This is a genomic window from Natrinema saccharevitans (assembly GCF_001953745.1).
Taxonomy (GTDB): domain Archaea; phylum Halobacteriota; class Halobacteria; order Halobacteriales; family Natrialbaceae; genus Natrinema; species Natrinema saccharevitans.
The window spans coordinates 19935-41789 of the sequence record NZ_LWLN01000003.1 but is presented as its reverse complement, the minus strand read 5'-3'; the positions used below and the strand labels follow the sequence as shown (position 1 = coordinate 41789).

At 61.8% G+C, this 21855-nt stretch carries 25 protein-coding genes; 7 read left to right on the top strand and 18 right to left on the bottom strand.

What is annotated here, in order from left to right:
• Nucleotides 1–98: 98 nt before the first annotated feature.
• The 5 genes from A6E15_RS19755 to A6E15_RS19740 are packed head-to-tail and all read right to left on the bottom strand — an operon-like array spanning nt 99 to nt 1711.
• Nucleotides 99–341 (bottom strand): hypothetical protein, encoded by a 243-nt coding sequence (locus A6E15_RS19755; protein ID WP_076148831.1) that lies wholly within the window; start codon nt 339–341, stop codon nt 99–101.
• Entirely contained in the window at nt 338–727 is a 390-nt protein-coding gene (locus A6E15_RS19750; protein ID WP_076148830.1) for a hypothetical protein, read from the bottom strand. The genes A6E15_RS19755 and A6E15_RS19750 overlap by 4 nt, the downstream gene beginning before the upstream one ends.
• Nucleotides 724–900 carry a hypothetical protein gene (locus tag A6E15_RS21185; RefSeq protein ID WP_175607308.1) on the bottom strand — a complete coding sequence of 59 codons (177 nt, stop codon included), beginning with the start codon at nt 898–900 and terminating at the stop codon, nt 724–726. The genes A6E15_RS19750 and A6E15_RS21185 overlap by 4 nt, the downstream gene beginning before the upstream one ends.
• A complete protein-coding gene (locus A6E15_RS19745; protein ID WP_076148829.1) occupies nt 897–1430 on the bottom strand; it encodes a hypothetical protein in 534 nt (177 codons plus the stop codon). The genes A6E15_RS21185 and A6E15_RS19745 overlap by 4 nt, the downstream gene beginning before the upstream one ends.
• A complete protein-coding gene (locus tag A6E15_RS19740; RefSeq protein WP_076148828.1) occupies nt 1427–1711 on the bottom strand; it encodes a hypothetical protein in 285 nt (94 codons plus the stop codon). The genes A6E15_RS19745 and A6E15_RS19740 overlap by 4 nt, the downstream gene beginning before the upstream one ends.
• Before the next feature lie 191 nt (nt 1712–1902).
• Between A6E15_RS19740 and A6E15_RS19735 the strand changes: the two genes are divergently transcribed.
• Entirely contained in the window at nt 1903–2367 is a 465-nt protein-coding gene (locus A6E15_RS19735; RefSeq protein WP_076148827.1) for an FxLYD domain-containing protein, read from the top strand.
• Between the two features lie 82 nt (nt 2368–2449).
• Nucleotides 2450–3109: a ribonuclease H-like domain-containing protein gene (locus A6E15_RS19730; protein ID WP_076148826.1), complete on the top strand. Its 660-nt coding sequence runs from the start codon at nt 2450–2452 to the stop codon at nt 3107–3109.
• A gap of 12 nt (nt 3110–3121) precedes the next feature.
• On the opposite strand, the gene A6E15_RS19725 is transcribed toward A6E15_RS19730, so the two are convergent.
• Entirely contained in the window at nt 3122–3544 is a 423-nt protein-coding gene (locus A6E15_RS19725) for a hypothetical protein (RefSeq protein ID WP_076148825.1), read from the bottom strand.
• 506 nt (nt 3545–4050) lie between these two features.
• Here A6E15_RS19725 and A6E15_RS19720 point away from each other — a divergent pair.
• The 4 genes from A6E15_RS19720 to A6E15_RS19700 all read left to right on the top strand — a co-directional run bounded on the left by A6E15_RS19720 (nt 4051) and on the right by A6E15_RS19700 (nt 7815).
• Entirely contained in the window at nt 4051–5112 is a 1062-nt protein-coding gene (locus A6E15_RS19720; RefSeq protein ID WP_076148824.1) for a hypothetical protein, read from the top strand.
• 32 nt (nt 5113–5144) lie between these two features.
• Nucleotides 5145–5357, top strand: coding sequence for a hypothetical protein (locus tag A6E15_RS19715; protein WP_139326663.1), 213 nt, complete (start codon nt 5145–5147; stop codon nt 5355–5357).
• 535 nt (nt 5358–5892) lie between these two features.
• The gene (locus tag A6E15_RS19710) at nt 5893–7011 is read left to right on the top strand and encodes a tyrosine-type recombinase/integrase (RefSeq protein WP_076148822.1); all 1119 of its coding nucleotides are present in this window, start codon (nt 5893–5895) and stop codon (nt 7009–7011) included.
• Between the two features lie 408 nt (nt 7012–7419).
• Nucleotides 7420–7815 (top strand): winged helix-turn-helix domain-containing protein, encoded by a 396-nt coding sequence (locus A6E15_RS19700; protein ID WP_076148820.1) that lies wholly within the window; start codon nt 7420–7422, stop codon nt 7813–7815.
• A 29-nt stretch (nt 7816–7844) separates the two neighbouring features.
• On the opposite strand, the gene A6E15_RS19695 is transcribed toward A6E15_RS19700, so the two are convergent.
• The 8 genes from A6E15_RS19695 to A6E15_RS19660 are packed head-to-tail and all read right to left on the bottom strand — an operon-like array spanning nt 7845 to nt 13576.
• A complete protein-coding gene (locus A6E15_RS19695) occupies nt 7845–8207 on the bottom strand; it encodes a helix-hairpin-helix domain-containing protein (RefSeq protein WP_076148819.1) in 363 nt (120 codons plus the stop codon).
• Nucleotides 8208–8211: 4 nt separating this feature from the next.
• Nucleotides 8212–9264 (bottom strand): hypothetical protein, encoded by a 1053-nt coding sequence (locus A6E15_RS19690; RefSeq protein WP_076148818.1) that lies wholly within the window; start codon nt 9262–9264, stop codon nt 8212–8214.
• A gap of 21 nt (nt 9265–9285) precedes the next feature.
• On the bottom strand, nt 9286–9621 hold the full coding sequence (locus A6E15_RS19685; protein ID WP_076148817.1) for a DUF7526 family protein: 336 nt from the start codon (nt 9619–9621) through the stop codon (nt 9286–9288).
• Nucleotides 9614–10309, bottom strand: coding sequence for a hypothetical protein (locus A6E15_RS19680; RefSeq protein ID WP_076148816.1), 696 nt, complete (start codon nt 10307–10309; stop codon nt 9614–9616). The genes A6E15_RS19685 and A6E15_RS19680 overlap by 8 nt, the downstream gene beginning before the upstream one ends.
• Nucleotides 10306–10728, bottom strand: a complete 423-nt coding sequence (locus tag A6E15_RS19675; RefSeq protein WP_076148815.1) for a hypothetical protein — start codon at nt 10726–10728, stop codon at nt 10306–10308. The genes A6E15_RS19680 and A6E15_RS19675 overlap by 4 nt, the downstream gene beginning before the upstream one ends.
• A 1-nt stretch (nt 10729) precedes the next feature.
• Nucleotides 10730–11218: a hypothetical protein gene (locus A6E15_RS19670; protein WP_076148814.1), complete on the bottom strand. Its 489-nt coding sequence runs from the start codon at nt 11216–11218 to the stop codon at nt 10730–10732.
• Between the two features lie 3 nt (nt 11219–11221).
• On the bottom strand, nt 11222–12031 hold the full coding sequence (locus A6E15_RS19665) for a hypothetical protein (protein WP_076148813.1): 810 nt from the start codon (nt 12029–12031) through the stop codon (nt 11222–11224).
• Nucleotides 12032–12079: 48 nt separating this feature from the next.
• Nucleotides 12080–13576: a hypothetical protein gene (locus A6E15_RS19660; RefSeq protein WP_076148812.1), complete on the bottom strand. Its 1497-nt coding sequence runs from the start codon at nt 13574–13576 to the stop codon at nt 12080–12082.
• Nucleotides 13577–13884: 308 nt separating this feature from the next.
• Here A6E15_RS19660 and A6E15_RS20645 point away from each other — a divergent pair, with 308 nt between their 5' ends.
• Nucleotides 13885–14613 (top strand): hypothetical protein, encoded by a 729-nt coding sequence (locus A6E15_RS20645; RefSeq protein WP_139326662.1) that lies wholly within the window; start codon nt 13885–13887, stop codon nt 14611–14613.
• Nucleotides 14614–14954: 341 nt separating this feature from the next.
• On the opposite strand, the gene A6E15_RS19655 is transcribed toward A6E15_RS20645, so the two are convergent.
• From A6E15_RS19655 to A6E15_RS19640, 4 genes are read right to left on the bottom strand one after another with little or no spacing between them, the layout of a single operon-like run.
• The gene (locus A6E15_RS19655) at nt 14955–15899 is read right to left on the bottom strand and encodes a minichromosome maintenance protein MCM (RefSeq protein WP_076148811.1); all 945 of its coding nucleotides are present in this window, start codon (nt 15897–15899) and stop codon (nt 14955–14957) included.
• Nucleotides 15899–18391 (bottom strand): hypothetical protein, encoded by a 2493-nt coding sequence (locus A6E15_RS19650; protein WP_076148810.1) that lies wholly within the window; start codon nt 18389–18391, stop codon nt 15899–15901. Before A6E15_RS19650 ends, A6E15_RS19655 begins: the two co-directional genes overlap by 1 nt.
• Before the next feature lie 5 nt (nt 18392–18396).
• Nucleotides 18397–20514 (bottom strand): hypothetical protein, encoded by a 2118-nt coding sequence (locus A6E15_RS19645; protein ID WP_076148809.1) that lies wholly within the window; start codon nt 20512–20514, stop codon nt 18397–18399.
• Nucleotides 20515–20519: 5 nt separating this feature from the next.
• Entirely contained in the window at nt 20520–21851 is a 1332-nt protein-coding gene (locus A6E15_RS19640) for a hypothetical protein (RefSeq protein ID WP_175607307.1), read from the bottom strand.
• Between the last annotated feature and the right edge of the window lie 4 nt (nt 21852–21855).

Genomic DNA, 21855 nt, shown 5'->3' with positions numbered 1-21855 from the left:
CACCCCCGAGGATCCGATCGACCGATGAGTGCCGATCCGCACACCAGCGGGTCAGACAGCGCCCACCGATCTTCTCGAGGCCACAGGTCGAGCACGTCTCACCGGGCATCGGGCTCACCTCCGGTCGCGTCGATCGCCACGTCGACGGCGACGGTTGCGGCCCACTCCTCGCCACTCTCGGGACAGCGGTGTTCGTGGGCCCGGGCGAGTCGAGCGGCGATCTCCTGGTTGTCCTCGGCCGAGAGGTCGTCGCCGGCCGTGAGCGCCCGTTCGTGAGTCCACGGACACGCCTCGCAGTCGGCCCGCACGACGGCGTCGGTCGCGCCGAGTGGGGTGGTCATGGCGAGTCACCGTCGGGGATCGGCCGCCCGTAGTCGATCGGCGGAATGGCCTCGTGTTCGACCTTGTAGTGCAACACGCCGTCCTCGACCATCGCCCACCGGATCGACGCCTCGGCGGGTGTGACGCCAAACTCCGCGAGACCGCTGGCGGCGTCGTCCAGCGCCCGCTCGTGGAGTTCCTCGCGCGGGTAGCAGTCTTCGACCATGACGGTCCCGCGAATGCAGTCCTCGCGGTCGTGGTCGTCGTCGCCACCCTCGAGATCGGCGGCCAGCGACCGCGCCCGTTCGATCGGGCCGGGTAGCTCCATGGTCTCGCCGCGTTGCCAGCGGTCCTTGATTTCGTCGAGCGTGTCCTGTAGCTCTTGGAGTGTCTCGTCGTTGGTCATAGCTGCCCCTCCTGTGCGACGGCCGTGACGAGTCGTTTTAATGCGTCCTCGCGACTGATACCGACCGCTTCGGTCCCGTCGAAGGCCGCAACCCACCCGTCGTGGGTCGTGCCGCCCGCGTCAATCTCGCCGCGGCGAACGTCGACGCCGGCCGGGTCGGGGTAGTCGGTCATGGCGAATCACCGTCGTCGTAGTAGCCCTCGGCGGCCGCTTCTTTCGTGTCGAGCAACCCCTTCAGTACTTGGTCGTCGCTCGGGGCCGGCAGGTGGTCGTCGGTCCACTCCTCGCGGACCGATTCGAACCGCTCCCGCTGGCGGTCGGAAATCTCGATGGGGTCGTACTCGCTGGCCGATTCGACCGGTTCGCCCGGTTCCCCGACCCCACGGTACACCCAGTCGTCGTAGCCCTCGAGTGGCGTGTCTTGGACCGATCGGAGTTGGACGATACGCGCATCTTCGAGCCACTCGCGGACCGTCTGCCCATCTACGTCAAGATCGGTCGTCGTCATGACCGTCTCGCCATCGTCGGTCGAATCGAACGGCCCGACACTCACACCGCGCCATGTGCCGTCCTCGTAGGTCACGAACGGCCGCGCACCGACTCGAGCGGGGAAGTCGAGTGCCAGCATCCCGTCCGCGTCGATCACAACCTCTCGAAGCGGGCTGTAGTCGGGCCACTCGCGTTCGGTCTCGGATTCACTCATGCTCGCCCCCGCAGTACATCTAGCTGCCCCTCCCCGACGGCCCGCGAAACCACACCCTCGCGGCCGACGGTCTCGGCCATCTCGGTCCGCGAGACGATCTGGGGATCGAACCCGTGGTAGGCGTGGTATTTGCGAACGACGCCGTGTTCGCGGGCGTAGTACCACACCCACCCCGTCTCGGGATGTTCACACCGCAGGACCTCGCCGGCCCCGCAGGCGGCCAGCGGGTCGCGCTGGCGCGTCGATACGTCCTCGGTCGGCGGCTGTTGTGCGTGACTCATAGGCTGTCGATTCCGGCGGGCTCGTGGGGACGAGTCGCCCGAATCCTATACTATTGGATATGTGAATTATACGGATAAGTGCTATCCCGACAGACGGGCGGCTCGGCTAGGTGAGGGCTTCGAAACCGGGCGAATCGGACCCACAGACAGTACACGACATGCTTATGTAACAGACACTCCACTGCGTGGATATGTATCGGCGGAAACTATTGGCGACTGGTGGGACGGCGCTGGCACTCGGGCTGGCGGGCTGTGCCTCCGAAACCGACGACGGCAACGGCGACGACCGCGAAGAAGGATCGACCAACGACACCGACGACGGCGGGGACGGCGGCGACACCGGCACCTCCGACGGCGGCGATACCGACTCGAGTGGCGGCGATCCCGTTGAACTACTCGACCACGAGTGGTATCAAAACAGTCAGTACGATGCCGGCGTGTCCGGCAGCCTCGAAAACGTCTCCGGGGAGGAACTGTCGTATGTCGAAGTGAGCGTGTATTTCCTCGACGAGGATGGAGCCCAAGTCGGCGAAGGGATCGATAACACGTCCGATCTTTCGGCTGGCCGTGTGTGGAAATTCGACGCGACGTATCTCGACGGCGAACCCCAGACCGTCACTGACTACGAGATCGAAACCGACGTATCGAACTACTAACCGGCGGCTCGAGGTCCGTGGACTGATTCGGGGGCCGCCTGTCCCCGACACGCTTTTCCTAGCGCGGCGTGACAATCCAGCTATGCGATACGACCGCGACGATCCCGGCTACGAGACGCTTGCGACGCTCGACATCGAAACGACCCACTACAAGGCCAGCAAGGGCGAAACGGTCTCGGTCGGGATCGGTGTCTACGACCGCGCCGATGCGACACTCCAGTACGAACCGTTCCATCGGGCCGGCCCGGACGACGAGGCCGCGACGATCACCGACGCGCTGGCGTTCGTCGAGAACTGCGGGGCCGACGCGTTGGTCTCCTATCACGGCCAGGACTTCGACCTCGAGTTTCTGGCCGATCGCCTGTCGCTACTGGACGCCGACCCCGTCGTCGCCGACGCCGCCCTCGAGCCTCATATCGACATCTTCGCCGACCGGAAAGCCGTCTGTGACCGCACGGGCGACAAGTGGCCCAAGCTCGAGGAGTGCCTCGCGAGTTACGACTTCCCCGAACCCGTCACCGAGTGGGACGGCCAGCCGGTGACCAACACGCGCTTTGGGGAGGAACTCGGCCCGGCGTATCTCGCGGCCCTGTCCGACGGCGACGACGAGCGCGCTGGGGCGTTGCGGGACGTGATCGACCACTACCTCGTGACTGACCTCGAAGCGAATCTGGCGATCTATCACGCCGACTGCGGGCTCGGCTTCGAGTCGGAGTGGCTCGGCACGCGAGAAGCGTTCTGACCGACGGTAGAATCAGTCACCGACCGACACGTAGCCTTCTTGCTCGAGGCGCTCCATCACGTCCGCGACCCACTCGGCGGGCAGCGAGTCGGCGTTGCGTTCGACGCACTCAGCCCACCGCTGTTTGTCGGCCCGGCTTTGCAGTTCGTCCAGATACGTCTCGTCGACGGGCTCGTAGGAGGGTTCGGACAGCGGCGGCTCGAGTTGGGCCGGCGGGAGGACTTCGGCGATCTCGAGGCCGTACTGTGCCATGGCGCGCTCGAGCCACCCCTTCGCGGTGGACTTACTGGTGTCGAGTTTCCGCCCGATCGTGGAGTTGGCATAGCCGCGCTCGCTCCACGCGACGGCTCTTGCTTCGCTCTTGCGGAGGTCGGTTGCGCGAGCGAGGTAGTTCGCGCGTTGCGTGACACGGCGGTCTTCGGAGTCGGCAGCCATATGACAGTGTGCGTGACGGTCGCGGGTAAGGGTTCCCGTACCGAAGTGAAAGTGGAGTACTGTCGGAAGACTAATCACGGAGTCTGTTCTGATTGTTGAGTGCCTAAGCCCGACGGGGGCGTTAGTGTTCTAACGCCCTACTCACGACGCCGTCGAGCGGTTAGCTCGAGCAACAGCCTTGCCGCGAGCAACACAACTGCGATCGCCTGCAGCAGTAGTTCGGTAGACATGGGTGTAGTCGCCTACGAACACCCCGTCAAGTGCCTAAGCCCGACGGGGGCCGCCCGCAGGCAAGAATACTGATGTGTGTACGGCACCCTAAAGACCTCGGTCCGCCCCGACGTTCTATACCGAACAGTCTGAGATGGGTTTGAACGGCCTATTTTACCACTGTTGGTAATACCCTTCACGCACTGAATAACTACAGCCCATACTGTAAACTAATGGTTGACCAAAACCAATACCTTTATTATATATGCAACCTATGGTTTACATGTAGAAGGACAATGACGGACTACCCAACCCAAGCCGCGACGGTCGTTTCGGAACTGAACGAAGGCGACATCATCCGCGTTCCGCAGTACAAGAACGCGCTCGAGGTCGCCTACGTTAACGAGGACAACGATTACATCGGCGTTGAGTTCAGCGACGACGCGAAGAAGACGAGCGCCATGAAGAACCTCATCGTCAACGTCAACAGTGGCCGCGTCTACCTCGCTGCCGGCTCGACCCGGAAGGGCGAAGTCGATGAAATCGAGGTCGTTGCGGCAGTCGAGACCGATGAGGACGACAACGCCGACGAAGACGAGCCCGACGCGGACGACGAGGACGACGAAACTGAGTTTCTGGCGGCGCTCACCGAGGCCGACGGCGTCGAGTGTGCCGGCGACGGTGGCAACGAGGGCGAGCTGCTCGCGTGGATTGAACCGGTCGTTCCCGAAGGAAAGGAAGAAGTTATCAGCCGACTCGAGCGCCTCGCGGCCGAATACGGATTCGAGAACGCTGGCACGGAGTTCGCGAGCGGATCGTATGGCGTCTTCTTCGACCCTATCGAGGACGACGAGGATACGGACAGCGAGGAGGCCGACGCGGCGATCGCCGCCGACGGCGGTGTGGCGGCCGGCCAGCCGGCCGACGGGATCGAGATCGGCCAGCAACTCGACGAACGCACGCACTACGCCCACGTCCGGTATGCGGCCCGCGACGCGCCCGGTGTAATCTGGTATGATCCACGGGACGGTCGCGAGTACCTCACCTTCGATGTCGAGGCCGATCCCGACGACCTTGAGGTAGGCGAGTCGGTCGTTACGTCGGTCAAGATCATGCCCTACCAGCCGGCCGAGTACGGCGAGCCCGCCGCGAAGTACGTCGTCAAACGTCAGCGCGCACAGAAAGAACTGGTCGAACCGACGGGCGAAGGGGAACCGTTCCCGACGGTCAGAACCTACGGCGGCAGCGAAGTGTTCGACTCGCTCGAGGCCGCACGCACACACCTCCGCGAGACGTTCGACGAGTACGCCGCCGCGCCCCGACGCGACGCGGTGCGGACACGACTCGGAGAGGAGTAGGCTAATAGGGTGACAGCATGAAGGCGACGCCAATGAGCGATACTGACGAGACGGATGCCTTTGACGACGTGCGCGACCTCCTTGAGCGTGGTCTCTCGGCGTCTGAGGCGATCGACTACTACGCGACCGAGGTCCGCGGGTATAGCCAAGCCGACTGGGCGGACGTGCGCGACAAATCACGACAGGCGGTGAATAAGAACGTGCGACAGGCTCGGCGAAAACAAGAGCCGGGCGCTGTCGAATAGCCCGACTTGTCCCGTTCGGTCTCGAGACGCTTGTTTTCGGCCGACTCACTGCTCGAGTCGAGTGGCGAGTCTGCGGCCGCAGTTGATATAGCGCCATACGATATACACATAGGGATTTTACCGTCTCGAGTAACTGAGAGTCCCGCGAACGACAGTATTAGGGCCCATTTGAGTTACTTGTCTAAATACCAGTTTGACCAAGTGGTTTTACTAGGGTCGAGGCTGTACCCCACAGTGAGGATCATGTCTGAGAGAAATTCGGGGGATTCGTCCGATCGAGACGATAATTCACGTAACTGTGCGGTATGTGGTGATGAGAGAGTCTATTTGACGCCGACGCTTCCAGTGGACTGGGAGCAGTACTTACGCGAAACGAGGAACTGGACGCCGATCACGTCCGTTTCTGTTCCCCTGTGCAGATCTTGCTATCCGAAATACGACCACCTCAAGAGCGCAGGCTATGCGCCGGAGTCTTCGGATAACGAGGACGTTCAAGAAATACTCGATAGAATCACGCTCGATGATTTAGAGGAACATGAGTGGTGACACTGACGCCCGTCCTCGAGACGCTGACCTCACCTCTCCAACCGTCCAAGAGACAGTCGACCGCTACCTCGAGAAGAAACTCGAGGCCGGCGGCAGCCGCGCCACGATGAAACCCGTCCTCGAAGACTTCGCCGCGTTCTGTGAGGACGAGGGCATCGACACGGTCGCCGATCTCGACTCGGGCGACTGTCGGGAGTACGGGCTCGAGTTGCGCGAGGACTTCATCGACGGGCAGATCGCCGGCTCGACGGCGAATACGTACTTCGCCTATGTCCGGGCGTTCCTCTCGTTTTGCGTTCGCGACGAACTACTGGATACGAACCCGGCGGCCACCGAACGTGCCGAGGAGTTCCTGCCCGAAGACAAACCGACCGGCGAGACCCAGTTCTGGGAACCCGAGCAGCGGGAACGACTCCTTGAGTACGCCGACGAACGGGTCCGCATGGCCCGTGACGAGGTGATCGACGTTCCCCTCGAGCGAGCCTATCGCGACCGGACCATCGTCGTGCTGCTCGCGGAACTCGGCCTCCGTGGGGCCGAACTCTTTCGCGACAGCGACGACAAGGAACGCGACGGCCTTCGGTGGGACGACGTCGACCTCGACCGCGGCCACGTCGTTGTCTTCGGGAAGTCACGAGAGTACGAGACCGTCGGGCTCACTGAAGCCGCACACGCCGCCCTCGAGCGGCTTAAGCGAGTACAGGAGCCACCGACCGACGAGTGGCCGCTGTTCCCGACAGACCACGCGCCGAGCAAGTACGATGCCGTCGAAACGGCGACTGGCGAACGCCCCGAAACGGGCAGCGACATCGATTCGATTCTTCGCGAACGCGAGATCGTCCCGCCGTCGATCACCAAAGAAGGTAGCCGCGAGACGATGAAAGACCTCACCAACGAGGCCGGTATCGAGGTCGACAGCGAGAAGGACGAGCCGTATCTCGAGCCCCACGGCGCGCGACGGGCGCTCGGTGGTGAGTTGTACGAAAAGGGCTATTCCGAGGTCGCACAGAAGGCACTGCGGCACGAATCGATCGAAACCACGCACAAGGCCTACAGCGATATCCAGGCCGAAAAGACGGCCAAATCGATCGACGAGATCCGGGACTAGTTTCACTTTCACACTGGTTGGGAACGTGTTATATGCCTAGCGTGCTAAGATCGATTTATGAACTCATATATGGTCACATATCGGCTGAACGCTCCTGGTCAAGATTATGAAGAACTCCACGAGGCGATTAAGTCATATCCAGCGTACGCAAAGTGTCTCAATGCGACATGGATTGTGCAAACCAATAAGAGTGCGTCAGATGTCAGAGACGACCTGATTGAGGATACGGATTATAACGATGAACTTTTAGTGACAAAATTGTCTGGTCCAGCCGCTTGGTATGGACTTAGCGACGATATATCTGATTGGATCCACGAGAACATGTAATATCTGGCCTACGAGTCCACCACGATCTCGAGACGATCTCGCCATAATCTTCTTATCAATTGCAACTAAAATCAGTGAAATATGCCCAAGGGGAAGTCGGAGAAAACGGACCTCCAGCGGGATATCCTAGTAACGTGGTACCAAAATCCGGACGCAACAAACCAGGAGATCGCAGACGCATGCAACTGTTCAGCGTCGTACGTAAGCCAGATCACGAACCGGTTCGACGACTATAGCCACATGGAGGCTATGATCGATCAGCAAGATCGAGAGATGGAGCGAATGTTTGGCGATGATATCTTTCAGGGCATGCCACCGGCTGGTGGCGGAGTAGGGGCCAGTGCACAAGCCGGACCTGGATTAGCAGACATTTACAGTGAGCAACCAGACAACCTCGTGGGCTATATCGTCCGCGCTCTCATTGTCCTTATCCTCCTCTATATCACGTACGAGATTGCGATGGTACTGGTGTTGTGATTTAGCGCACGGTCTTGGTTACGGACTTCTCAGCGAACCCGCTCAAGGACAGCATCGGCCGTTTCCTCGCCAACGCCGTAGACGTCCTCGAGTCGCTCCCGGTCGGTCCCGCGGAGGTCCTCGATCGTCGTGTACTCGCGGGCGATCGCCTTGCTCGTCTTCGGCCCGACGCCGTTGATATCTTCCACGACGAGCCGAATCTTTTCGAACTCGTCGTCGACGGCCTCACCGATCCGGCGCTCGAACTCGAGTTCGTCGATCAGCCCCTCCTGGTACAGCCGGCGGGCCTCGTCGGCGGGATCCTCCTCGTCACGCTCGAGGTAGGTGCGGGCGGTCCCCGCGAGGATGATCGAAGCGACTACCAGCTCGAACAGCGAGGGCTCGCCGTACATCCGCCTACGCCGATTCGAGACCGTCGTCACACAGCGTTCCGGTGTAGCGGACGACCTTGCCATCCTCGTTCACGACATCGAACTCGAGGTAGGTCCCGTCGATCATCGCTGCGTCGCCGGTAGGGGCTGTCCCATCGATCGCGGTTACCTCGTAGCTGTTGTCGGTGACCGAAGTGTCCCACATCCCGTGGACGGTGACCGTTCCGTTCTCGACAATCCCGTCGCGCTGGGTTTGAACCGTCCCGTCGCCAGTGTAATGGAACTCGTAGACAATGGCCGAATCGATCCCCCAGTCGACGGCCGTCGCGTTGATCTCGAACGCGCTGAGGTTGTTCTCGTGGGTCACTGCCGCTGCCGAGACGTTCTTCCGTTCGACGGTCGCCGGTTCGCACGTGATCTCATCGGCGGACCCGACGGCCATGTAGTGGCTGTACTCCGACTCGAGTTCCGATTCGGAGAGCGACTCGGAGCCGAACGGGGACTCGTCGTTGGCAAGCGATACACCGGCCGTATCCGCGACCGCGAGCGCGCCGGTCGAGACCGTCGCGGCGACCAGGACGAGCGCCATTACGACTGCGATCGTTCCGCCCGAGGCCGTCACGAACTCCTCGAGGGAGGTTTCGGCGGCGATATCCCACGCGAACAGCGCCTCGACGAGTGCGATTGGTGCCAGCACAGCGCCGATGTAGGTGAGCGAGCCAACCAGCGACATACCGAACTCGAGGTGCGTGCCCCAGTGTTCGATCGAGACGCCGATCGCGAGGAGAACGGCTCCGGCGAGGATCGCCTGCCAGACGCGAGTCCGGGAGAACCACCGCGACAGGCCCCAGAGGATGCATAGGATGATCGGGACGAGAAGTGCGGCAAAGATCGTGTACATCATGAACTCCATGAGAACTGTGGTATACACGTCGATCGGGTCGGACAGGTCCGCGAACGTCCCGCTTCGCACCTCTCCCGGGACGGTTGCGACGACGCTGAGAAGGCCAGCGAGGATGGTTGCGAGGGCGATACGGCCGATTCGATTCGCGACGGTGGTAGGGTTGGGTCGTTTCATGGGTCTGTGATCGGTGTTCGGTCAGTCGGTCGATTCGAGGACGGTCACGTCGCCGGCCTGGACGTACAGGTTCGCGAGCGTCGTCTCATCGACGGGCACGCGAACCGTGTCGCCGCAGGCAAACGGCGGGTCAGAAATCACGAGCGTCGGGGGCGGGTGCGTCCGGCCGATCCCCCGCAGCGCGAGCATCGAGCGGGCGATCTCGAGCAGGCCCTCGGGGCCGTGGTCGTCGTCGGCGACGATCGCGACGTGCTTGCCGTCGGCCAGCGTCCGAACGATCGGTCGGAGGTGGTCCCGTTGCGCGTGGTCGGGCCCGTAGAGCGACGTAACCGTGCCCTCGAGTATACGGTCACACATCGGCAGCACCTCGCTGGACCCCGCTACGGCGGGCTTGGATCCACCTCGAGACGAGTCGCACACCGGCGTAGGACAGCACCAGAGCAAGTCCGTAGCCGACGACAATCGCGAAACCGACGCCGTCGAAGAACTGAATCTCACCGATCCCGCGGAGGACGTGGTTGTGGTTTGGTCCGCCAGAGGGGAGCGCGCTGACTTCGGGAAGAAGATCCCCGGCCCACACGAGATATGGAAGCCCTTCGGTGTAGCCGTCGAAAAACGCTATCGCGTCCTGATAGAACGAGACGGACAGGTCGGGTTCGCCACGATGAGGCGGCCAGATATGGAGGTGTGCGACGAACGCGGCAGCCGTCGTAAATCGGGCAACGACCTCCGTGACGAGCAGCGCCACGATACCCTCGGCGCTGTGTCGAACCGACGGCGTCGGCAGCCGACGTGGGACCGTAATCGGGAGCCGTGATCGCTCGAGGGTAGCGAGTACACCGAGGCCGGAGAGAATGGCGACCGCAGTGTACGCCCAAAACGTCGGCTCTATCACGAACAACGGCCACACCACTGGATACAATGGGTCCGTGAGTGTCCGCGAAAGCGCGTCTACCGACGCGCCTCCGATCAGTGTTGATTGGACGACGCCCGCCGTGAGGTAGGCGACGAGGAAGCCGGTAAACGACGAGAGACGACGGCTCACGACTCGCTCACCCCGATTCTAAGGTCGGTCAGGATTCGCCGGGCCCGCTGCGACGGCTCGTATCCGGTCATGAACGCCCGCGACCGCCCCTCCGCGTACGGGATATGCGTCCCGTCGGCCGCCGCCTTGAGGCCGAGATCGATCCAGACACCGCGGTCGGGGTCGCGCAGATACCAGTGGGTGCCGCCGTCGACGGGCCGGACATCCGCCCACGAGAGACAGTAGATCTCGAGGCCCGACGCCTGCCCACCGCGGGCATGGTAATAGGATTCGGCGAGCGGATAGCAGAGGCCGTCGACGGTCCCCTCGCGACCGTCGTACTGATCGTCGCGAAGGTCCGGATTCGCGCGGGCGTACTCGCGGATACGGGCGGCCGTCTTGTCGGGTTCGACGACGATCGGGTCCAAGAGGTCGAACATCTCAGAACTGATCGAGCCCCGTGTCGTCGGGATGCTCGCCACGGCGATCGTGACTCCCGCCCTCGCCGGGCTTGAACGCCCGCGAATCGGACAGCGTGAAGTGAGACCGAGCCACCGAGACGAGATCCCACGCCTCGTCCGGCATCGACCGACCGTCCGCGTCGGGCCGGCGATTCGTCATGGCCTCGTTGCGCAGCTCGCGAAGTTCGTCGATGCACTCCTGTTCGTACCACGTCAGCGCCTCGAAGATCGGCTCGAGCGTCCAGTCGCGGCCCTGCGGTCCGCGGAGGAACGCCGCCCCGACGGCGTCGAGAAAGTCGTCCCGGACGGGCTCCCGCTTGCCGTTGCCCTCCTCGCGGTCCAAGCCGAACCACAGCGTTCGGGCGCGGGTACGAGCGGTCACAGGTCGTTCCTGCGTGTTGGTCTGGCGATACAGCGCCCACGAACGGGCGTCCTCGTCGACTCGGAATGCGAATGCTGGGTCTGACATGGGTTAGGCCCTCGCTCGCTCCGGCGTCCGCTCGTCGCTCTCGATCGAGTCGACGTACTTGAAGCCCTGATTGGGGACTTCCGTCGGACACTCGAGGTCGACTTCCCACAGCGGCGAGAACCAGATCCGGCCGGTCTCGGTGCTGTGAACCTGGCCGCAGGCGACGAGGCGGCCGTCTTGCTCGAACCAGATCCGCTGGCCGAAGCGGGTCTGCTGGGGCGTCCCGTTGACCGTCCAATAGCACAGGTGGTCCTCGGGGACGTTTTCCTCGAGTTTGTGGTCGATCTGTTCGTCGGTCGCGTGAACGAGTACATCTTTGTAGCTCATGCCGGGGTCAGGAAGCTTGTCGCGCGTGTTCGGTCCGAAATCGAGTTGGTCCTCGTAGTCGTCTCCGTTGCGTGTCCCAAGTTTCGTCACCGCGTAGCCGTCGTGGCGTTCGACCAACGGGAGTTCCATCACCCGGACCGTCGTCGGGGCCGCCCCGGGACGGGTCAGCACGACCTCCTCGCCGTCGAACGCGATCTCGCCGAGCTTCGGGTCGTTGACCGTATCGTCGAGGCGCTGGTACGCGCGCACGAAAAAACGAGCATCGGCCGTCGAGCGGGCAGCGACACGGAAATAGGCCGCGTGAAAGGCTCCGTGCATCCCGGCCGAAACCGACGCCGCGAGGTAGACGGTGTACTCGGTATCCGGCGTCTCGTCGTAGTTAACGTCCGGGAATTCGAAACAGTCGGGACAGACGCTATTCCGCGCGAGATAGTTGTCTCGCGTCTCGAACTGGTCGTTGCACTCGGTACAGGTATGGCTCTCCATGGTACGTTCTGGTCCGTGTATCATCTACCCCGTTTCGCCGACAGACGGCTATTCAGACGCCCGATACCGGTCGATCCGGGCCTTGTTTTCAGCGTAGGAGCGACTCGAGTCGTAGATCGGATCCTCGGGCAGGGCGGCCTCGCCGTCGGGGACCGTCGCGACGGGGTACTCGACCTCGCCGAGCAACTCTTGAACCATCGCCTCCCACGCCCCGATCGCCGACTCGTCATCCATCATGCCCCGCAGGCGCTCGAACACGTCCGCGACCTCCGCGTAGGCCTCGTTGAAGTCCGCGACCCACGCCTCGAGGTCCTCGAGATCATCGTCGACGCCGGCCTCGCGAAGCCGCTGCTCGATGCGCGCCTGGACGTCGTCCTCCCACTGATCGCCCTGCCGTTCGTTCTTCGCCTCGAGATCCGGGTCGGTGTAGCGTTCGAGGGCCTCGCGAACGATCCGGCGGAACTCGTCGGGATGCTGCTCGAGGGCGTTCAACTCGGTCGCGCCCGCGCCGTGTTGTTGCTCCCACTCGGTGATTCGACGGTTGTACGCGACGCCGCCGGTGCCGGTCGCCGAACTCTCCTCGATCGGCTTGCGGGGCAACTCGAGGGCCTCGATTTGGTCTTTCGTGACCGCGAGCCGTTCGATCACGACGCGTTGCTCGAGATCGCCGCGCTGGTTGAGCCACGCGAGTTTGCCCGCCATATTGGCCGGCATCGAATAACCGACGGGGTCGTAGTCAGAGAGATACAGGATCACTGCGGGCTTGCCGGCGGCCTCGATCCGCTGGGCCAGCTCGTTCGCGACGGTCAGCGAGAGGTCGCCCTCGCCTTCCACGACGACGTTACAGCCGTACTCGGCTGCGAGCCCACCCTCGCCGCGGATGTAATCGGGCAGCGTCTTCTCCGACCACAGTTCGATGTGATACGGCGACTGGCGGGCCTCGTCGAACGACAGTTCCTCGCGGGCCCGATCGGCGACGCGGTCGGCGACCCACTCGGAGTAGTCGGTCTCGGCGGGATCGAAGACGAACTCCGCACGCGCCTCGGGATGGGGAATCTGGGGCGTCGAAACCCCTGTCGGCGCGGGCAGCCCCTCGGGGTCAGGCCGGACAGTGTGGTCGCCGTACTCGGTGACCGTTCGCGTGTCCGCGCGCTTGTCGATGATCCCATCGAGCGGGATGTAGCCGAGGATCCGCGCGAGGACGGCACACTCCTCGAGATAGTCGTAGCACTTCTGCGTGTTATCGTAGGTGTCCCACGAACAGTCCGTCGGTGGCTCGACCTCGAGATCGGACATGTAGACCGTGTAGTGGACGCCGCGGACGTGGATGCGGTCGCTCTCTCGCTGCTCGACAGCTTTCTGCCAGAGCCGGGCGAACCACTCGGCTTTCGCGTGATCGGCGTCGGTGCCCTTGTACATCGGGTCGCGGCGACGGCTCTGGATCAAGAGGTCGTCGACGTCGACGCCGTACTGTTCGGCGAGAGCATCGATTTGCTCGCGCGGTGAGCTGTGCTGGCGCTCGCGATCATGGTCGTTTGGTGGCATGGTGGACTCGAGAAAGGCGCTCGTCGGTTGCTATTCGATACTGCTAGCTGTCAGTAGTTGGCACTACTATTTTTAACCATATTTCGGTGCGAAACTCAGGTAAGTACAGGCGAACGATGTAACGTTGCGGAGCGCAATCTTCATACCTTTTATCAAGAAATAGAAACTGAATACAGAACATACATTCAGAGTCAGAACATGGGTGTCCAGTCTACATATCGAAAGACCGACCCCCATTACTAATTACTTCCAGGACCTTCTTCTAAGCGTAAAACGGGCTTCCAAAGTCTGTCCTCACACCGGGCCATATGAAATTAATAGAAGTTCAACTTTTAGAAGGTATACTAGCTAGTATTCTAGGGGCATTTGTAGTTTACATGCTCGATTACTCTTATCGCCGTATTACTGGAAAATCCGGAATCTATAGTATATTCAAACAAATAAGGGTGAAATTGGAGCAATTAGAGAATAGAATTGAGATGTATAACATCAGCAGCCCCGATTTTGAATATCAAATCAAAAAATTGGGAGAGGAAATCCCAGATAATAAGAAGCAAGAGATTGATTTCTTTTACCAAAACAACAAACGAGATATTATTGATTTTTCTGAGGAGTGGATGAGTGTTGCCGAAATGTGGGCTGATGATGTTGTAGCCTTGGAAAATTACGAGACCTCGAACATTCCTGATTCGGTTGATGGAAAATTGGACACATCATCATCCGTTTTTGAAGGAAATATGCCAAGGTCACATTCTGATGAGATCACATCAAGGCAGGTGCCAGATATAGATATTGAATATCAATTCGCTGGATTTGAAGAAGATCCCTCTAATGACCCTCATCTTTTTCAGAAATCATGGTGCTTAGGCGCGGAGATATTCACACGAAGTGAAACTGAAAAAACCAACCATAGTCAATGGAGAGAAAACCTTGAACAACGAAAGCAGTATAATATCAATTGTGTATACTTGGGGCGAAAAGCTCTTAGAGATACACATCGGAAAAAGTTAGGCGAATTGCCACCGGAAGAGTTCTAATACTGGCTGATGGCATCCCGTTCACAAATCCGGGCAGTGTTGAGTTCGTACGTGTAGTGATCACGATCCATTCTCAGGCAGGATTCTGAATCTGGAACTCGCGCTACTATCGACTATCATCTCCATTCCTCTACTCCCTACCCACACCCCACCGGACGCCGAGGTGTCGGTAGTACCCTCCTATCGTAATTGTATGGAGAGGACCCTAGATGGATACGCGCCTACACCGGCCCGCGGGTGGTACGCTGGTGTGGGTGTTACAGCCGTCCGAAAACGTACGGGAGACGCTCCGGCGAGGGCATTCGAGTGTAATAGGTGGGTCGGTCCGATCCTGTTACGATCTACTCTGCAGGCTCGAACGTAGGAGGGGAGGATGTAGTGATGTGAATGCGGCCACCACGACGTTCGGAGACGACACTTTGATCGTCGAGGTCCTCGAGCGCCGCGGTGATCTCGCCTTCGGCAACGCCGTGTTCATCCGCGACGGTTTCGACGATCTCGCGTTTCGAGCAGTCGTAGTCCGAGCCCGCCGTACACAGCTCGTCGGCGGTCTCGAAGGTCCACTTCTTGACCTGCCAGTCGGCCATTTCGTCGACGGTCGCCGGCTGCTTGCTGTTGTTAATCGAGACGGCATCGAGGTAGGTCTCGAGAACCGCTTTGTCTTGGTTGGGAAGAATATCGTAGATCCCGACGACCGTCACGGTGTCACCAGGACTGAGCGTCTCGCAGAGGTCCTTCCACAGATGAACGATCTCGACCGGCGGATCGTCCATCGAGGAGTTCGCCCGCTCGAGAATGATTCGCTGGTAGTCGATGACCTCCGACTGGGCTAAATTGAGTCGCATACCGCCATCTTGCTCGCAGCCCTGGCACTGGCCGGGTTCAATGAGATCGCCGCCAGACTGTGGCACCCGGGTCAGCGTCCCGCATAAGTGACACTCGAAGGCGGCCTCTCGAGCGCACGGCTTCACCCGGTTGACATCGACGACTGTCCCTCGAACACCGATGAGGTTTCCGAGCATCGACGAGCCGTACTTGCCGACACGGTATGTCCGGTGGTCGGGAAGGTCGTACACCCGGACAGTGGTTCGAACGGGTCCGACCCGACCGAGGGCATTACTCGCGACCTTCAACGTCGTCTCCGGATCGCTGAGGACCGATTCGGCTAAATCCGGGTGCGCCTCCGAGAGTTCGGTCCACGGGATCCGGACGCGGCCGTTGCTCGAGGCGCTGTCAGCGTACTCCGAAAGCGGCCCCTCAAAGAGTTCGATCCATTCGTCGTCCATCACGCATCGACCTCCTCGAGGCCCTGCTCGACAGCGCCCCAGTCGATCTCGAGGACGCGTTTCCCGACTGGCGTCAGGACGTACTCGTGGTCGTCGTTCTTGTCGAGACACGGCCCGAGCCGGTCGTCGTCCGACGCGTGGTTTCGGAACGTCCCCAGCGTCCACTCGTCGATATTCAGCGCCTCGTGGAGTTCGGGGTAGCTCGTGAACTCGTGTTCGTCGACGAGTTCGCAGACGGTGATATATCGCTGCCGAGTGCTTGCCGCCTTCCGGAGCCACGGCGTGATCGACCGGGGCACGTCGTGGCGCTTTGCGATATCCTCGTAGGTGGTCTCGCGACCGATCTGCTCGAGCGTGATGTCCTGCTGGCGTTCGTCGCCGGCCAGCGGCTCGAGCGTCAGCGTCGACGGGACGGGGTACTCGCGGCGCTGTTGCAGCGCCCACTCGACCAGCCGGTCAGTGACTGCGTCGGCCGCGGTCTCCGGGTCGTCGATCGACGCGACCGGCGCGGGGAAGTCCTCGGGCCGCAGGTACCACCCACCGACGGCGGGTTTCCCCTCGGCGAGTGCATCGCCGGTGAGAACGTCGACCCACCACGGCGGCGTGTTCTTCGTCGACCACGGCGGGTCAGCCGTCTCTCGCACTCGAGCGCCCCATGCCTTCCCGTAGCGGTCTCGCCAGACCTGATCGCCGAGACCGAGGCCACACGGCGCGCCGCGCCACTCGATCGGCCAGAACGGCTCCCCGTCGGCGTAGATCATCCCGTCGCCGGTCTCGAACGTCCGTAGTTGGCTGAACTGGTCCGGAGTGAAATCGAACTTCTTGTCGAGTTCGCGGACCTGTTCCTGCCCCTGCCGTAGGAGGATCTTCGTGTCCATATTGTTCCGCACCGGTCGGAGGACGTCGTTGAACTTCTGGGTCGACCCCAGCAGGAGGACCCGCCGGGAGCCACCCTGCGTGGCGATGATCCGGAACGTCTGTTGCAGCGCCCGAATCTGGTCCTTGTAGCGGGCGTGTTGGATCTGCGAGGGGGCGACGTTCTTCAATTCGCGGACCTCGAGACAGACCCGCGGAAGACGCGGCCACTCGTCTCGAGCGGCCATGATCTTCTGGAGCCAGAGGTCCATAATCGTGTACTTGAACCCCTCGCTGGCATCGATGAAGTTACAGCACAGCACCGCCGCCGTCTCCTTGTCAGCCAGCATCTCCTGAAAGTCGAGGTTCGTCGCGGCGTCGGGTGAGGCGATGAAGCCCTCGCCGGCGAGACGGGCAAGCCGCTGGGCGGCCTTCTCGACGGCCTTGTCGGCGGCCAGCGAGAACGACGTCTCCCGCGTTTCGACCGACCCGTCGCTCTTGTGTTTGTCCTGCACCTCGGTCCACTCGATCGTTGCCTCGAGGCCTTCCGCGAAGTCGAACAGCAGGTTAACGAGTTCGTCGACCTGCCGGGAGCGATCGAGCGTGATCTCGAGGGCCTCTTTGATCCGTAACTCGAGGGACGGATCCGAGTCGGTGACGCCGGCGAGTCGGAGGATGTCCTTCGGCGTCAGCATGTCGATCCCGAGGGTGAACGTCTCGAAGTTCGCCGGCAGCACCTCTGGCGTGCCCTCCATCCGGGGAACGTAGACCGTCGTATCCATCGCTCGGGGCTGCTGGTTGAATCGCTCGAGGTTGTCCCTGATCGCCTGCTCGTCGTTGGGGATCGACAGCATGGGCGTTTCCATCCGGCCGTCGTCGTGCAACGAGATGTACTTGTAGCCGTGCTGTCGCCAAAGGTTCATTCCGATAGAGGTGAGCGTCGAGTCCTTGCCCTCGCGCGGCTTCGCGATCGCGAGGATATGGTCGCAGTCGTCGTGGGGAATCTCGACCGCTTTGTCCTTGATCTCGGCCGGGTCGTCTTTCGAAACGCGCCGGCGGCCGATCGGTACGATCTCGTCGACGTCCGGCGCGTGGGGGACCTCCTCGGGGTCGAGTTTCTCGAGGTAGACCGGCGCGTAGTTCGAGGGGTCGGTCAGCGCGTTCAGGTAGTTGAGTTCCTTCGCGATCTCGGTCAGGACCTCGAGTTCGCGTTCGAGGCTTGGCGGTGACCGGCCCTCGGCCCGTACGGCGTCGTGATCAAAAAAGCGGGCCTTCGTCGTGCTGGTGATGTAGTCACCGTCGTAGGCCGGCGACAGGATCTCCGTGAGGTTCGGGTCGCGTTTGATCGTCCAGTGGAGCGCGTGGAGCAGATCATCCGCGGGGTAGTCGCCTTTCCCCGAAAGGGACCATCGAGCCTCAGTGATGATCTTCCGGATGAACGCCTCGTGTTCGGCTTGGGACTTGCGTTCACTTTGCTCGTAGCTCTGCTGCTGGAGATTCTCGAGGGCCGTCCCAACGTCGGTCTCGTCCTCGGCTTGGATCTCCTGATACTGAACGAGTTCGGTTTGAGTGCCCGTACCGCTGTTCGTGTCGTCGGTCTCCTGGTCCGGAGTCTCGGCTGGTTGTGGTTGGCTCATGAGAATCAGTCACCTCCTGCAGTCGCGACCTCTCCCGGATCCATCCCACCGAGCAGCGCCGCCTCGCGGGGTGTCGGGATGAAGCCCTGAAGACCGTCCCGCGGATCGACTGCGGGCATCTCGTAGACCGGGTCGCCTTTCTTGTCGGTAAAGCGGTCGGAAAACTGCGAGTGTCGTTCCGAGATATCCGGGAGCCGGTTCTTGTCCGACGGGAAGACGAGTGTGATCGACTGCGTCTCTCCGTTCGCGTCCAAGAACTCGACCTCGTGTTCGTCGAGGACGTGGAGATCGTCGACGAGGGACTTGTACTCGCTGGCGACGAGTTCGGGGTCGTGTCCGAGTCGGCGTTCGATCCGCGAGGTCGTCGGCTGTTCGATCACCGACCACGCGAGTTCCGCTTTCGGGATCAGTTCGTCCTCCGAATCCCGGACCGTCTGCTCAAGGTCAGTCATGATCCCCGGTTTCAGGACGTTCTCCCGGTGGCCCTTGAGGTTCGGCTGCATCTGCTCGAGACACCGCGCGTAGTGTTGCAGGTTCGAGGGCGCAATGGGTTCATCCGAGATATGCTGGTACATCACTCGGCTCGTCTTCCGGGTGAACTCCTCGCGATCGTAGGCGGCGTAGCGGCGGCCACCGATGAACGCCATGTAGGCCGTCACGTCGGCCGTCTGGACGGTTTTGAACTGGCCAGCACAGTCGTACCAGTACTCCTCGGTCGAGTTGCGCCGGTAGCGTCGGAGGCGGCGCTGGCGGCGGCGCTTGACGATCCAGAACGACGCGAGGCCGACGAGCGTACTCGTCGCCAGGATGAGCCCGTAGACCGGCAGCGTCGTCCACAGCCCGACGAGGAACAACTGCAGGACGAACGCAACCAGCGCCGGGACGCCGAACTTGATGGCGGCAGCACCGGTTCGGAACCCACTCTGGAGGTCGAGCCAAAGGTGCTTAGCCTCCTCAAGGAACCGAACCCGCCACGGGACTTGGTGATCACGGGCGGTATCGGCGTTGGCACTCGAGCCACTGTCCGACGAAACCGCGCCGTACAGCCGACTGGGGGCCGACATGAGCCAGCCCGGAATCCCGCGGATTCGGGAGCGGAGCGATCGGTCTTCGGTCGGCTGGTTTTCGCCGAACCAGTCCGCTCGGTTGTAGCCTTCCTCGTAGAGTGCGTCATCGAGGGCGGCCGCGGCTTCGAACCCTTCCGCGAGGTCGTCAACGACCGCAGCGGTCTCGAGTTCCTGTTCGAGTAGCGTCTCGAGTTCCGTCCGGATCTCCTCGAGTTCTTGGTCGATTCGGTCGCACTCCTCGAGGAGGGCGTCGGCCTCGTCGATGAGGTCCTGAGATTCGTCGTCTACCAGCTCGTAGAACGACGCCCGGTCGTCCGCTTCCAGCACCTTCACCGGGTCAATCTCGCCCTCGAGGGCCGATTCGAGTACCTCCTCGATCCGCTCGGCCTTGCGGTTGTACTCCTTGGTCAGGTCACGTTCGCGGGCTCGTAACTCCTCGATACGGTCGGGCTCGTCGTCGGCATCGTCTTCGAGTTCGTCCCAGATACTCGCCGCCGCGTCTTCGCTGGCCGCCTCAGACTCCGCAGCTTTCTTCGAGTCGTCAGTAGCGCGTTCAGCCCAGAAATCGACGGTGTCGTCGTCGTACTCGCCGTCGAGGCCGGCGTCGATTCGATCCTCGATCTCGGCTTGGGACTCGCCGGTCGAAGCGATGATCCGCGTACAGCCGTCGGTCGTTTTGATCTCTTCGCGGAGGCGGACGATTGTCTCGACGGTCCAGCCGGTGACATCTGCGGCCTTCTTCGCTTTCCGGCTGCGGTTGAACAACACCCACTGACGGGTGAACCACAGCGTCACCACCGGGATGGTCCAAACGCTGGTCAGGATCGACAGCGCCGGACCGACGATCGGGGCGGACGACCCGGAGGTGTCGATCTGCGAGTTAAGTAGCAACCAGACGCCGAGCGAGATGATCCCGAACAAAAGGAACACCAGCAGCGTAAGGATCCGCCGTGGAGCCTTTCGCGGGTCCCCAAGAATGAGGTTCGAGATCCGAGTCAGTATCGAGGGCGAGTCCTCTGTTTCCGGATCGGCCTCATCAAGTAGTGAGAGCGACATCGTAGTCAGTCACCTCCTGCAGCGGTACCGGTGAAGTCGGTCTGTTGGTCGTGACGCGGTGCGTTCGACGACGTCTCCCGGTTCTCGAAGTCACGCCGGCCGGCAAGTCGTTTGTTTAACTCGGAGACTTTCCGCCGGGCGTCACGAACCTCGTTCCCGCGGTTGTAGTCCTTCTCGGCGACCATCAGGGCCGATTCGATATTCGAGAGGGCAGTCGTCGGGGTGAGTCGGCCCTCGTAGATCACCGGCGCGAGCCACGTCTCCGATCGGAGTTGCTCGAGGGTCAGCGGGTCAACGTCCATGAGGTCGTCAACCCCGTGATGGGCGTAGACCACGTCGCCGTTCTCGTCGTACTTGACGTTCCCATCCTCAGTGAGCGCGACGACGCCTTTGCAGGTCATTTCGACCATGTCGTTGACCGTCTCGACGCCGGTCTCTCGCCAGTAGCGGGCCGCATTCGGACCGATCTCTGTTACGTCCTCGAGCGGGTGCTTGGCGGCCGTGTTCCGCCGTTCTTCGTACGTCTGGCGGACGGCCTCGCGGATCAGTTCACCTCGACTCTCGGCTTTCTGCTGGAGTCGGAGGATCCAGCCGTGCTTGCGTTCGAAGTAGAACGCGACCCCGGCGATGATCGCCACAGCGACCACCCACGTCACGAAGTTCCGCGCTGCTGCAAACAGCAGCGAGATGAACATCATGACGTGTTCCGTGAACAGCGAGTCGAACAGGTTGGCTCGTTCCTCTTTCGTCTCGAGGTAGCTGCGTGCGCCCTCGGGCGTCTGATCGTATCCCTCGGACCCGGCCTGCTCGAGTGTGTAGTCGATGAACCCCTCGTACTGCTCAAGATCGCCAGCCGCGACGGATACGCCGGTCTGAGTCGCGTAGAGGTCGATCGAGCGTTGCGAGCCGTCGGGGAAGAACAACTCGGCAGTGTACAGCGAGGCGTTCTTGCCGGCCGCATCGTCCTCGTACGCGATGCGGACGACGCGCCCGCCTCCAAGGACCCGCGCGTCAGCCTTCGACTGTTGGACGCGGGCCGATTCGACGGGTTCCGAGAGCGTGAACGTCGCGTACGGCCCCGTCGTGTTGTAGACCTCGTCGGTCGTTTCGGTCTGTACCGAGAGGTAGTCCTCGTCCGGATTGTCCGGCGTGATACGGACGAGATCGGCCTGTGACGGCGTCGTCGACGGGGAAGACGTGTTGGTCGCGTTGTCTGCTTGAGTCCCGGTCGCGGCTGCTGCCGGCGTGATCGCGCCGAAGACAGCGCCGGCGAGGACCAGGGCGATACACAAGGTCGCGAGCCGAGTGGCTCCTCGATTGGATGGATTATCGAACATGGAT